At 63.7% G+C, this 12,543-nt stretch carries 10 protein-coding genes and 1 pseudogene; 6 read left to right on the top strand and 5 right to left on the bottom strand.

All coding sequences use genetic code 11. From position 1 onward, the window contains the following. Nucleotides 1-117 precede the first annotated feature (117 nt). Together AC5WEY_RS00555 and AC5WEY_RS00550 are read right to left on the bottom strand one after the other, a co-directional pair. Nucleotides 118-1,569: an alpha,alpha-trehalose-phosphate synthase (UDP-forming) gene (locus tag AC5WEY_RS00555; RefSeq protein WP_057478898.1), complete on the bottom strand. Its 1,452-nt coding sequence runs from the start codon at nt 1,567-1,569 to the stop codon at nt 118-120. 52 nt (nt 1,570-1,621) lie between these two features. Then, a complete protein-coding gene (locus AC5WEY_RS00550) occupies nt 1,622-1,795 on the bottom strand; it encodes a hypothetical protein (RefSeq protein ID WP_008710019.1) in 174 nt (57 codons plus the stop codon). Nucleotides 1,796-1,899: 104 nt separating this feature from the next. Between AC5WEY_RS00550 and AC5WEY_RS00545 the strand changes: the two genes are divergently transcribed. The 4 genes from AC5WEY_RS00545 (at nt 1,900) to AC5WEY_RS00530 (ending at nt 6,520) form a co-directional block, all read left to right on the top strand. After that, a complete protein-coding gene (locus tag AC5WEY_RS00545; RefSeq protein ID WP_495644248.1) occupies nt 1,900-3,648 on the top strand; it encodes an ABC transporter ATP-binding protein in 1,749 nt (582 codons plus the stop codon). Further along, a complete protein-coding gene (locus AC5WEY_RS00540) occupies nt 3,645-5,393 on the top strand; it encodes an ABC transporter ATP-binding protein (protein ID WP_495644247.1) in 1,749 nt (582 codons plus the stop codon). Before AC5WEY_RS00545 ends, AC5WEY_RS00540 begins: the two co-directional genes overlap by 4 nt. A gap of 69 nt (nt 5,394-5,462) precedes the next feature. Then, on the top strand, nt 5,463-6,029 hold the full coding sequence (locus AC5WEY_RS00535; protein ID WP_057478896.1) for a TetR/AcrR family transcriptional regulator: 567 nt from the start codon (nt 5,463-5,465) through the stop codon (nt 6,027-6,029). A 2-nt stretch (nt 6,030-6,031) separates the two neighbouring features. Then, nucleotides 6,032-6,520 carry an FBP domain-containing protein gene (locus tag AC5WEY_RS00530; protein ID WP_495644246.1) on the top strand — a complete coding sequence of 163 codons (489 nt, stop codon included), beginning with the start codon at nt 6,032-6,034 and terminating at the stop codon, nt 6,518-6,520. Here AC5WEY_RS00530 and AC5WEY_RS00525 read toward each other — a convergent pair whose 3' ends face one another. Continuing rightward, complete coding sequence (locus AC5WEY_RS00525; RefSeq protein ID WP_495644245.1) at nt 6,521-7,291, bottom strand: NAD(P)H-dependent oxidoreductase; 771 nt, start codon at nt 7,289-7,291, stop codon at nt 6,521-6,523. Between the two features lie 419 nt (nt 7,292-7,710). On the opposite strand from AC5WEY_RS00525, the gene AC5WEY_RS00520 reads away from it, so the two are divergent. After that, a complete protein-coding gene (locus AC5WEY_RS00520; RefSeq protein ID WP_495644244.1) occupies nt 7,711-8,658 on the top strand; it encodes a GlxA family transcriptional regulator in 948 nt (315 codons plus the stop codon). A 113-nt stretch (nt 8,659-8,771) separates the two neighbouring features. Further along, nucleotides 8,772-10,150 (top strand): annotated as a pseudogene (locus tag AC5WEY_RS00515) (HNH endonuclease signature motif containing protein). A gap of 152 nt (nt 10,151-10,302) precedes the next feature. Here the strand turns inward: AC5WEY_RS00515 and AC5WEY_RS00510 are convergent. Both AC5WEY_RS00510 and AC5WEY_RS00505 read right to left on the bottom strand, forming a co-directional pair. Then, entirely contained in the window at nt 10,303-11,193 is an 891-nt protein-coding gene (locus AC5WEY_RS00510; protein WP_495644243.1) for a trypsin-like serine peptidase, read from the bottom strand. 58 nt (nt 11,194-11,251) lie between these two features. Next, nucleotides 11,252-12,460 carry a S8 family peptidase gene (locus tag AC5WEY_RS00505; protein ID WP_495644242.1) on the bottom strand — a complete coding sequence of 403 codons (1,209 nt, stop codon included), beginning with the start codon at nt 12,458-12,460 and terminating at the stop codon, nt 11,252-11,254. Nucleotides 12,461-12,543: the final 83 nt, after the last annotated feature.

The following is a 12,543-nucleotide window of genomic DNA, read 5'->3' as shown; positions in this document are numbered from 1 at the left end:
GGCTCGAGGGTGCTGTCGTCCAGGTGGCCATGATGCCCACCTCCTCACGTGTGAAGCGCATAAAAAGAAACCGTCGACGGCTAAGTTACAGCCGTCGACGGTCGGAAGAAAAGTGATTTAACGCAGCGTGGGGCTCGAGCCCTCCGCAGGTTGTGCGAGTGCGGTCAGGAAGGAGCGGGCCCAGCGGTCGACGTCATGCGCGAGCACTTGCCGGCGCATCGCGCGCATGTGGCGTTTCCCGGCCTCGGGTTCTTGCTCCAGCGCACCGATGATCGCGTCTTTCACGCTGTCCAGGTCGTGTGGATTGCACAGGTATGCCTGACGCAGTTCTGCTGCGGCACCGGTGAATTCGCTGAGTACCAACGCTCCACCGAGGTCGCTGCGGCAGGCCACGTATTCCTTGGCGACGAGGTTCATACCGTCGCGCAACGGGGTGACCAGCATGACGTCCGCGGCGACGAAGTAGGCGAGCAGGTCGTCGCGGGGGATCGGCCGGTGCAGGTAGTGCACCACCGGATGGCCCACCTGGCCGTACTCGCCGTTGATGCGGCCCACCTGCTGCTCGATCTCGCCGCGCATCGCGACGTAACTTTCTACGCGTTCACGGCTCGGCGTGGCCAACTGCACGATGACGTTCTCGGCAGGGTCGACTCGGCCCTCTTCCAGCAATTCGCGGAAAGCGTTGAGCCGGACGTCGATTCCCTTGGTGTAATCGAGTCGATCGACACCGAGCATGATGCGCTTCGGGTTTCCCAGATCCTTTCGGAGTTGCTTCGCGCGATCGCGGACTGCCTTCGTCCGCGACTTGGTATCGAGGTCGCCCGAATCGATGGAGATGGGGAAGGCTCCGACGCGCACGGTTCGGAAGCCGACCTGCACGACACCCAACTTGGACCGCACTCCGACGGTGCCGCGGGACGTGGTTCCCCCGGCGAGGCGTCGGGCAAGGTAGAGGAAGTTCTGAGCACCGCCGGACAGGTGGAAGCCGATGAGGTCGGCACCGAGCAGTCCTTCGACGATCTCGGTCCGCCACGGCATCTGCATGAACAGCTCGATCGGCGGGAACGGGATGTGCAGGAAGAACCCGATGGTCAGATCGGGGCGCAACATGCGCAGCATCTTCGGGACGAGCTGGAGCTGGTAGTCCTGGATCCAGACCGTCGCTCCCTGTGCCGCCGCCTCGGATGTCTTCTCGGCGAAGCGGCGATTGACCTCGACGTAGGCGTTCCACCAGTCGCGGTCGTACTCCGGTTTGACGATGACGTCGTGGTAGAGCGGCCACAGGGTGGCGTTGGAGAACCCCTCGTAGTACTGGGTGTACTCCTTCTCGCTGATCGGCACCGGTCGCAGTTGTAGGTCGTCCTCGACGAACGGCTCGACGTCGACGTCGGACACGCCGACCCATCCCACCCAGGCACCCTTGTTGGCGCGCAGGATCGGCTCGAGGGCGGTGACCAGCCCGCCGGGGCTTCGCTTCCATCGCGTGCTTCCGTCCGGAAGCTTTTCCAGATCGACGGGCAACCTGTTGGCTACGACGACAAAATCCGAACCCTGCGAGGCGTCAGCCACAACTGTCCAATCCGCTTGTAGATCCCTGGGGAAACAGCCCTGCGAAAACCTGTCAGTCGGTCTTCGCTACGGGGTCTATACCCAGCATCGACAACAACATGCGGCATTCGTCTGCATCGGTCGCGTAGGCGGCGACGACGCGCTGAGCCTGGCTGGCCGTCTCGTATTCGAGTGGGACGATGTCTTCGTCGGCGATGTCGTTGTCGGTCGATGTCTTCGCAGGCATGGTGTTCTCCGTACTTTCTACTGGACTTACGTGGTGTTCCTGGCCACGACTCTATGTAAATGTGGCACCCCATCGCCAGTTCCCGATGCCTTAGGCTGCAGCAAATGACCGATTCTGTACCGCTTCGCCATGCTCGAACGGTGGTGGAGGGCCCTCCTCCGGCCACCGGCTCCGCGATTCTGCGCCGCACCGTACGGCGGCATCGCGCACGCTTGATCGGCTCGTCGATGCTGTTCGGGGTACATCAACTGTGCGAAACGATGGTCCCGGTCGCCATCGGGCTTATCGTCTCGCGGGCCATCGACACCGGCGACGTCACGGCGATGATCGTCTCGCTGATCGGGCTGGCGGCCCTGTTCGTCACGCTGTCGTACGCGTGGCGCATCGGTGCTCGCATCATCGTCGTCGCGATCGAGCGGGAGGCGTACCTGGTGCGTATCGAGGTTGCCGGACGCGTTCTCGATCCCCGCGGATTGCGGACCGAGCTGTCGTCGGGGGAGCTGCTGACGGTATCGACCTCGGATGCCGAGAAGGAGTCGTGGATCCTCGATCTGATTGCCCGGGTCTTCGCATCGGCCGTGGCGGTGGTGGCGTCGGCGGTGGCCCTGCTGATCATCGACATTCCCCTGGGCCTGGCCGTCGTGATCGGTACTCCGGTGATTCTGATTGCGCTCCAGCGTCTCGCCCCGCTACTCACTCGTGCGGCTACCGCGCAGCAAGCCGAGATCGCCGGGGTATCGGGAATGGCCACCGACCTGGTCAGTGGCGTGCGGCCGCTGCGCGGTATCGGTGCCGAGGACGCGGCAACGCAGCGGTTCGTGACGTCGAGCCGAACAGCATTGGCTGCGACGCTAAAACTGGCCCGCGCCAACAACGTCTATCAAGGCCTCGCGGCGGCGGTCAACGCGCTGCTCGCCGTCGGAATTGCTGGGACTGCAGGCTGGTTCGCGTTGCAGGGCCGGATTTCGGTCGGTGAGTTGATCACCGTCATCGGCTTGTCGCAATTCGTCATCGAACCTCTCACCGGGTTGTCGAGGATTCCCGGTGTGGTGGCCATGGTGCGTGGATCGGCCGATCGGCTCGCCCTCGTACTCGGCGCGGAACACGTTCTACCGCAGTCGGAGTCCGCGATTCCGGTAGGGACCGAACTGACCGTCGACGACGTCCGGTTCCGATCGCTCGACGGCCTCGCCTTCCGGGCCGCGCCGGGTGAATTGCTCGGTGTGGTGGCCTATCGGCCACAGGATGGCGAAGCGATCGCCGCACTACTGTCCGGCCAAGTCTCCGAGTCCGACTACACCGGAACGGTCCGCATCGGCGGCATAACGGCCGGGCAGATAGATCTCCGACGCGCCCGCGAGACCGTTCTCGTCGAGCCGCACCTGACCGACCTCTTCGCCGGTACCGTCCGAAGCAACGTCACCGCCGGGCGTGAGCGGCCCGAGGCCGAACTCGCCCGAGTGCTGCAGGCATCCGCAGCCACCGACGTCGTGGAACTGCACGAAGCCGGACTCGACCACGCCGTCACCGACCGTGGCGCGAGCCTGTCCGGCGGGCAACGTCAACGGGTCGCCCTGGCTCGGGCGCTGTCGGTCGATGCGCCGGTGCTGGTGCTGCACGACCCGACGACGGCCGTCGACGCCGTCACCGAACATGCCATCGCTCGCGGTATCGCCGAACTCCGGCACACCGAAAGTGCCTCGCAGACAACCATCCTCATCACCACCAGCCCTGCGCTGCTGTCGGTGACCCATCGCGTTCTCGTCGTCGACGGCGGACGCGTCGTCGCCGAGGGAACGCACCACGATCTCGCGTCAACGGACACGCAGTACAAGAACACGGTGCTTCGATGACCACCCCCGAACTACTTCCGATCGCCACCGGAGCACGGTCCGGGAAGTGGCTGCTGGAACAGCTGCGGTTGCGAAAAGCACGAACAGCGGTGACGCTGCTCCTCGGCGCGATTGCTGCGGGAATGTCGCTGGTGCCGGTCTACGTGCTCGGTGTGCTGGTCGACCGTGTCCGGGACGGAGCCGACACGTCGACGATCGTCGGTGTCGTCGTGGTGATAGCGGTGGCTGCGGTGATCGGCGGAATCGTCACCGGATTCAGCGGCTATCTCATCAGCACCCTCGGCGAGGGAATCCTGGCCTCGCTGCGCGAAGCCGTCGTTCGTCGCGCCCTGCATCTGCCGGTGGCCACGTTGGAGCGAGTAGGCAAGGGAGACTTGCTCTCCCGAGTGGGCGACGACGTCGCCGTGATGGCGAAGTCGATCGGTGAAGTGATCCCGCAGCTCGTCGGGGCATTCCTGCTCGTATGCCTGAGCATGATCACGATGCTCGGAATCGACTGGCGTCTCGGCCTCGCCGGACTGGTGGCGTTGCCGATGTACGTGCTGGCGCTACGGTGGTATCTGCCGCGGTCGGCTCCGCTGTATGCGGCCGAACGCGTCGCGATGGGCGAGCGTGCGCAGTCGTTCGTCAGCAGTATGCAGGGCGCAAAAACGGTGCGCGCGTACGGACTCGAGTCTGCTCATCTGAGCGACATCGACCGGTCGTCGGCCAAGGCCCGAGACATCGGCCTCGATGTCTTCCGACTCTTCACCCGGTTCGGCTCGCGCAGCAACCGTGCCGAATGCGTAGGACTGTCGGTGATCCTGCTGGCCGGGTTCCTGCTCGTACGAGGCGATTACGTCACCGTCGGTGAGACGACGGCCGCGGCCTTGCTGTTCCATCGCCTGTTCAATCCGATCGGCACGTTGCTGTTCACGTTCGACGACATCCAGTCTGCCGGTGCATCGTTGGCCCGCCTGGTCGGTGTCGTCGATATTCCTGACGAACGGCCGGTGGGCGACGGTTCCAAGCCCGCCGATTCCACGCTGGAAGTCGTCGATCTACGGCACGCGTACGAGGAGGGCCACGAGGTGTTGCACGGAGTGAACCTGCGCGTCGATGCGGGCGAGACCGTCGCGCTCGTCGGGTCCACCGGTGCCGGCAAATCGACCATCGCGGCCATCGCGGCCGGTTCGATCGCGTCGACGTCCGGCACGGTCCGCGTCGGCGGCGCAACCCTGGACGCACTGGGCAGTGAGGGCTTGCGCCGACACGTTGCAATCGTCAGTCAGGAAGTGCACGTCTTCGCCGGCCGGTTGATCGACGACGTGCGGTTGGCCGCGCCGGACGCCGGACGCGCCGACGTCGAAGCAGCGTTGCGGACCGTCGGAGCATGGGGGTGGGTCGAGGCACTCGACGACGGACTCGATACCGCCGTCGGCGAGGGTGGGCACCAGTTGACCGCGGCACAATCGCAGCAATTGGCCTTGGCGCGTGTGGTTCTCGCCGACCCGGCCGTCGCGGTGTTGGACGAGGCGACCGCGGAGGCCGGCAGTTCCGGTGCGCGCGAACTCGAAGCTGCTGCCGACGCCGCGACGAAGGGACGCAGCACGTTGATCGTCGCGCATCGTCTGACGCAGGCCGCTGCGGCCGACCGCGTGGTGGTGTTGGAGCACGGAAAAATCCTGGAGCAGGGTCCGCACGAGGAGCTCGTCGCGGCCGGTGGACGCTACGCACAGTTGTGGGAGGCGTGGCAGGGCCGCTGAATGGTTTAGCAATTTGCCTATAGCTATTAGTTTTGGATACGGTGTCCTCGACAGATCGAGGAGGCCGGCATGGCACGCGCAGGATTGACCACGCAACGCATCGTGGCGGCAGGAGCGGATCTGGCCGACGAGGTCGGCTTCGATCGCGTGACTGCCAGCGAGTTGGCGCGACGTTTCGGCGTCAAGGTGGCGAGCCTGTATTCGCATCTGAAGAACTCGCACGAGTTGAACGTCGGCATCGCGCTGCTGGCGTTGGAGGAACTGGCCGACAGGGTGTCGGAGGCTCTCGCGGGCCGAGCGGGCAAGGACGCGTTGGTGGCAGTAGCGAACGCGTATCTCGACTACTCGCGGGAGTATCCGGGACGCTATGCCGCGACGCAGTTTCCGCTCGATCACGAGACCGCTCTTGCGAGTGCGGGAGTGCGTCACTCGGCGATGATGAAGGCGATCCTGCGAGGGTACAACCTGAGCGAGGCAGACCAAGTTCACGCTGTTCGATTGTTGGGCAGTGTCTTTCACGGTTACGCAACCCTCGACGCATCCGGCTCGTTCAGTCACAGCGCGCCGGATTCGCAGGAGTCCTGGGTTCGCATTCTCGACGGAATCGATGCTCTCTTGGAGCAGTGGAGGCAGTGACGATGAAACCGATCTCCGAACGCGACATCAGGTCGTCGTTCGTCAATTCGTCCAAGGGCGATGCCAAGCGGGTCACCCTTCCCGAGACTTTCGACGCGGTGCCGTGGGACGATCTCGACTTCTTCGGTTGGGTGGACCCGAAACTCGCAGGCAGAAGCTACATCGTCGTTCCTTCTGGCGACGATCTGCGCGGAATCGCGTTGCGCTTCAAGCCCGGAGGGCCGCGCACGGCGCAGATGTGCAGCATCTGTCTCACCACACACGCCAACGGCGGGGTCTCGTTGATGGCTGCTGCGAAAGCCGGAGAATCCGGCAGGCGTGGAAATACCGTGGGTACCTACATCTGCTCGGACCTTGCGTGCTCGCTCTATGCGCGTAAGAAGAAGACCCCTGCGCTGGGCCGGCAGTTCAAGGAGGACTTCGATGTCGAGACACGTACCGCAGCAGTGGAAGACAACATCGGTGCGTTTCTCGCTCGCATTCTCGGTTGATCAACTGTCGGTGTGAATCCGCATTCCGGTGTCCTCGGCATCGAGGTCGTCCCGCAGCACGAACTGTCGGTCGTAGTCGCCGCCGTTCTGGGTGCGGTAGGGGATAGGATCCTCGGTGTGCAGACCCTTCACTCGCTGGAGTAGTTCTGATTCTGCTGCAGCGTAATCGGTTTCGGTCATCCGGTCGGCGCTCGCCACGAGCACCGGTGGCAATACGGACATGCCGGTATAGAACAAGATTCCGTGTTGAATCGGGTACAGCATCTCGTCCAGGTCGCCGTTGATGCCGCGTGGGGAGACGGTGTGTTCGCTGCCGCCCATGCTGACGACGACCATCGCGCGCTTTTCGGCGAGCATGCCATCGCCGTAGCGCCGGGTGCTGCTGCCGTCGGCTGTCCTGATGCCGTACCCGAAACCCTCCACGAATACTCGATCCACCCAGCCCTTCATGATCGCGGGCATCGAGAACCACCACAGCGGAAACTGCAGAACGACGGCGTCGGCGCGCAGTAGCTTCTGTTGCTCCGCGGCGATCTCTGGGGCGAGGGTGCCGGTTGCGAGGGCTGTGCTCGACGCTGCTGCTACATGGAATCGTCTGTGCGAGTCGTGGGCATAATCCTCAGCGGTGACCACCGGATTCCACTGCATTGCATACAGATCCGACTGCTCAACGGTATGGCTATCGGCGCGTAGTTGCTTCAGTGCTGCGTCTCGCAAAGAGCCGTTCAGTGAGCGGGCGTCTGGATGGGCATAGACCCACAGGATGTTCATGCACTCGATCCTGGGCTACGTCGCTCTTCGGAACCAGTGGCATGAAAGACAACATGTGAAAGAATTCGGCCATGCCCGTCGCTGCGCTCCCTCGTGCGCGTTTTGCGTAGCTGGAGATACGCAAAACACGCACGACCCGTGTCTAACTACGTCGCCTCGACCGTTGCGGCCGTAGCGCCATGAAAAGCCAAGCCGCTGCAGCGACAATGGCGATTCCCCAGCCCGCGATGCCGGCGCAGGGCAATTTCAGCCGTGGAACGGCAAGAACGCCGAAGATCACCAGGGTCGTGAATATCGGCGAAAGTACGCGCTGGTTCTGCATCGGTCGAGGGTATTTGCTGCGCTCCCTCGTGCGCGTTTTGCATAGCTGGAGATACGCAAAACGCGCACGACGAAATCGCACGTGACAGGATTCGGCCATGACGCATCGCATTGCCGTCTACGTGCGCGACGGCCTCCTCGCCATGGAGTTGGGCATCGTGCATCGCCTGTTCGGGCAGGCGGTCTCCGACGCGGGCGAGGCGCTGTACGAGGTGATCACCTGCACCGACGTGCCCGGCCATGTTCGCACCGACTCCGACGTTCGCATACTCGTCGAACGCGGACTCGACGCCGTGGCCGAGGCCGATACCGTAATCGTTCCTGCCTCCGACTCCGATTACGAGACCGACTTTGCTGCCGTCTCGCCCCTATTCCGCGTGGTGAAGAATCAGCGACTGGCGTCGATCTGCACAGGTGCGTTCGTTCTCGCCGCGGCGGGAGTTCTCGACGGCAAACGCGCTACCACGCACTGGAAGTCGGCATCCCGGTTCGCAGAGCTCTATCCCCAAGTATTACTCGATCCCAACGTGCTCTATACCGAGGACGGCAACATTCTGACGGCGGCCGGGGAAGCGTCGGGAATCGATCTGTGTCTGCACATGATTCGTCAGGACTTCGGTTCGGCGGTGGCCAATCGGGTGGCTCGAGGAACCGTCGTGCCACCCCACCGCCGCGGTGGTCAGGCGCAGTACATCGACACCCCGGTACCGCGGACGCACGGCACATCGACGGCGGACGCGCAGGAGTGGGCGCTGAGCAATTTGGGTGCGCCACTCTCGGTGGAGGACCTGGCGCGACGGCAGTCGATGAGTGTTCGGACTTTCTCGCGCCGCTTCATGGCCGAAGTCGGAATCCCCCCGGCTCGGTGGATTGTTGCGCAGCGGGTGCAGCGAGCGCGAGAGTTGCTCGAGAACACAGACCTGACCATCGAACGCATCGCGCACGACACTGGATTCGGCACCGCCACATCTTTGAGAAACCAGCTTGCTGCGGAGCTAGGTGTTTCACCCAGTGCATACCGGGCGACGTTCAGAGTGGGCGGTTGACCCGCCTACCATAAGCCACCGACAGATTTCGGTTGGCGAATGCTTATGCAGGGCAATAGTTTTCGATTCGACTATCGTTGCATATCGAACGCATGTTCGATACGCTTGATCCCATGACCACGGAGATCTGGCAACTGAGCGAAAGCGAACTCCTCGCCGACGCCGCCGCGGTCTCCCACCAGATCCAGTTGTTCGAAGCTCGGCGGATCGCCCTCGTCGCCGAGATCGACACCCGAGTATCCCGTGAGAAACTCGGTTTCCCAGGACCCGCCGGCTGGCTCACCTCCACCACCCTGCTGTCCCCCAGCAAAGCGAACAAGATTCTCGCCCTCGCCCGCGGACTGAAGAACTTCCCCGACATCGCCGACGCCGTCAACGCAGGCGTCATGACCGTCGACCATGCCGCGCTGATCCTCACCTTCGCGGAAACCCCACCGAAGGACCTCCCGGAAGAGGGTCGCGACATGGCCCGCACCGCGATGATCACGGCGGCGACCGGGCCCGGCGCACGCACCGGCCGCATCCGCGAAGCGATCACCAAGCTCGAGGACGAGTTCGGCGGGAAGACGCCACCACCCGAGGACACCGACCGCAACGAACTGTTCGCTTCGAAGACCTTGAACGGACGTCTGGTGGCGAAGATGGATTTCGACGCTGTCACCGGAGAAAAACTGCTCACCGCACTCTCACCGTTGACCGAACCCCAACCCGCCGCCGACGGCACCCCAGACGATCGCAGCCCCGCCAGGCGACGCGCCGACGCCTTCGGGCACATCCTCGACCAATACCTCGCCTCCAGGGATCGCCCCATCGAAGGCGGCGAACGACCGCACCTGAACCTGCACATCCGGTTGCAGGACCTCACCGACCTCGAGAGCCGCGGCGACGAAGACGACATCACCGACGACGAAACCCCCGGCGCAGCAACCGAATCCGACACAGTCGATCCGGTCGACATCAACACCGGACACGCGATCGACCCCGATGCAGCAGACGGGTCGGATGCACCCCCGGCCGCTGATCGTGGCGCATACAGGGACCTGTTCGGCAACGGTACGTCTGTCGGGTGGCTGCCGTGGATGGGACCACTGTCCCGCAACACGTCCCGCCAGCTCGCCTGCGACTGCGTCCTTACCGCCATCGTCATGGACGAGAACGGCTCACCGATCAACCTCGCGCGCACCGCCCGCACGATCACCGCCAAACAACGCAAAGCCCTCACCGCCCGCGATCACGGCTGCGCGTTCCCCGGCTGCGGGAAACCCGCCGCCTGGACAGAGGGGCATCATATTTGGCATTGGACCGAGGCGGCCCGACCGACATGAACAATCTGGTTCTGCTGTGCGGATTCCACCACCGCCTCATCCACCACAGCGACTGGGAAGTCTTCATCGGTACCGACAACCACCCGTGGTTCATCCCACCGGCCACCGTCGACCCCTGCCGAAAACCGAGACAATCCCACGCCCGAGCCGGCCCCCACATCGCCTGAGCACACATAAGACAATCCAGCCCCGCACCGAAAACACGGTGCGGGGCTGGAAGAGGTTGTCCACCAGAATGGTCAGCGCTACCAAAGGATGGACTGCGCTGCCAGCGCGTCATCCGGACTGGATCTCGCAGCAGCCCGAGCCGACGTGCGGTCTACGGCCGCCAATTCGCCAGACCGTAGTTGACGAGATCGACCATGGGGCTTCCGGCGGCGTACACGAGGCGCGTCGGGTCGAGACCGTCCTTCTCCGTTCCGCTCAGCACACCGACGGCATAGGGGTTGGCAGTGTGCTGCCACAGCGGGCCGCCGGACCAACCCGGGCCGAGGTCTGCGCGCAACGCGAATTCGAGCTCGCGGCCAGGACTGTCGTCGTCGATGTCGCGAATGCCCATGTCCAACTCGACTGCCGGTCGCTCACCGTAGCTGCCCGGATACCCCGACGAGACGTAACGCTTGTTGTAGTACTGATCTTCGCTGCCGAACGACGCCGTACCCATCCACCCGAGCGCGGAGCCCAAGGGCTTGAACAACTTGCAGATCGCGTAATCGTGACCGGTCACATTGCCGTTCGTGTTGTAGCCGCGGTACGTCTGGACGTACGAACTTCCGTAGGGACGGTTGCCGTTTCGAAAGGCGGGGACGAACTCCATGGTCCACGAGCTCGCGCCCCACGGTGCGACGTGGCCCGCCGTCAGGAGCAGGTTGGGCCCCACCAGGACGCCGCTACCTCGCTTGCCTGCGCTGGTGAACACGATCCCAACCGTGCACATCGGGTAGAGGAGTGGATTCGGTTCCTCGTGCACCAGTGGTTCGAGGAACGTGTCGCCCCCTACGGAGAATGTCTGCACAACAGTGGGATCGGAGTGAGTTGCCCACGTCGGGCAGTACGGCTCGGTAGACGACGGCTGGGCCGCTGCCGGTGCATCAGCGGGGTCGAGTTCGACCTGGTGTTGTCCGGGAAGTACGTGTAGTAGATCCAGGACATCGTCGGGAATGCCGCTGCGATCGAGCAGGTATCCAGTGGAGCGGATGGTACTGGTCATGGTGATCCTCCGAAAGATGTGACACGGGCATGGGTGTGAGAGTGCCTATCGAAAGAAGTCAGGACTGCGGTGCCTGCACCAGACCCGCACCGACATCGAGGGGGTCGAAACCCGACGCGAGCGGGTCGCAGGTGGCGTCGCCGATGATCTTGGCCTGGAGTACGAGAGGACTCAGTTGCCCTTGTGCCGCGAGCTTTTCTGCCCACAGAGCTGCCACGCCCGCGACGTGCGGGGTGGCCATACTGGTTCCGCTCATGGTGGTGGTGCCGCCGCCGAGACCGGCGCTCTCGATTCCGACACCCGGAGCGGAAACCGTTGCCCGAGTGTTCGAGAACGGCGCGACGACGAATCCGTCCACGCTGCTGTCGAGTGCACCGACGGCGATGATGCCGGCGGCGGCGGCCGGTGGTGAGACATTGATTTCGTACGGTGGGTTGGCATGCCGACCGCTTTCGTTGCCTGTGGCGGCCACGACGAGTGGTTGTCCGAGACCGGCGTTGAGGAACTCGGAGAGCTTCTCGAAAAGTCTGACGTTGGCTGTGTAAGCCTGCAGGCCTACCGATGTGGCGACTTCGGTGCGGTAGCCGCGCTGTTGAACAAGATATTTCACGTAGCCAGGGAAGTCGATGCCCAGGGACATGGAGATGATGTGTGCTCCGTTGTCGCGAGCCCAGATCATGGCTTGGGTGAGGATATCGCTACCACCGCCGTCGGCTCCGAGAACCTTGCCGATCAACGCGCGGTTCACACCGCTGGCAACGCCGATTCGCTTCGAGTTCAGATTCCGTCCGAAGATCGTTCCAGCGCAATGTGTTCCGTGGCCGTGCTTGTCGATGACGCTACCGTCGCCGGTGAAGTCCCGGGTGATGAGCTCCACGCCGGAAAAGGCCGGATGAGTCGAGTCGATACCGGTGTCGAGCACGGCCACGGTGATCCCGGACCCTGTGTACGGCGAAGTCGTTGCGCCGACAGCATCGACTCCCCACGTCGTGACGCCGACACCCTCTCGGTCGAGCGATGGCGTCGGCACGGGCTCTATCAGTTTCATCGGCAGTGACGGGCAGAAACCGACGACGGTGGGGTCGTTCGCGATCGTGCGCATCGTCGACTTGCTGACCTTGCTGTCGATGTCGATCGTGATGCCTGCGGTTGCTCCTGCCGACATCGCCACCGGTCCGGCGTCGAGATCTCGCATGGCCGGCCGCGCTGGAGCGCGGAGGATTATCATCCGCTCCTCCGTGAACGGGTCTGTCAGTGTGGTGGACATATCCACTCCTCGGTGATGGGCCTTCGGGTGTGTACGACCATCAGGAGCGTTCGGCCACATCGTTGATACATCACTCGATGATG

Source organism: Rhodococcoides sp. S146-33, from assembly GCF_059489205.1.
This window is presented reverse-complemented; position numbering and strand designations above follow the sequence as displayed.

What these genes read in the sequence shown, in the direction of transcription:
- AC5WEY_RS00540 (WP_495644247.1), top strand. Translation starts at nt 3,645, where the DNA reads ATGACCACCCCCGAACTACTTCCGATCGCCACCGGAGCACGGTCCGGG.
- AC5WEY_RS00520 (WP_495644244.1), top strand. Translation starts at nt 7,711, where the DNA reads ATGACGCATCGCATTGCCGTCTACGTGCGCGACGGCCTCCTCGCCATG.
- AC5WEY_RS00525 (WP_495644245.1), bottom strand. Translation starts at nt 7,291, where the DNA reads ATGAACATCCTGTGGGTCTATGCCCATCCAGACGCCCGCTCACTGAAC.
- AC5WEY_RS00550 (WP_008710019.1), bottom strand. Translation starts at nt 1,795, where the DNA reads ATGCCTGCGAAGACATCGACCGACAACGACATCGCCGACGAAGACATC.
- AC5WEY_RS00545 (WP_495644248.1), top strand. Translation starts at nt 1,900, where the DNA reads ATGACCGATTCTGTACCGCTTCGCCATGCTCGAACGGTGGTGGAGGGC.
- AC5WEY_RS00510 (WP_495644243.1), bottom strand. Translation starts at nt 11,193, where the DNA reads ATGACCAGTACCATCCGCTCCACTGGATACCTGCTCGATCGCAGCGGC.
- AC5WEY_RS00530 (WP_495644246.1), top strand. Translation starts at nt 6,032, where the DNA reads ATGAAACCGATCTCCGAACGCGACATCAGGTCGTCGTTCGTCAATTCG.
- AC5WEY_RS00535 (WP_057478896.1), top strand. Translation starts at nt 5,463, where the DNA reads ATGGCACGCGCAGGATTGACCACGCAACGCATCGTGGCGGCAGGAGCG.
- AC5WEY_RS00505 (WP_495644242.1), bottom strand. Translation starts at nt 12,460, where the DNA reads ATGTCCACCACACTGACAGACCCGTTCACGGAGGAGCGGATGATAATC.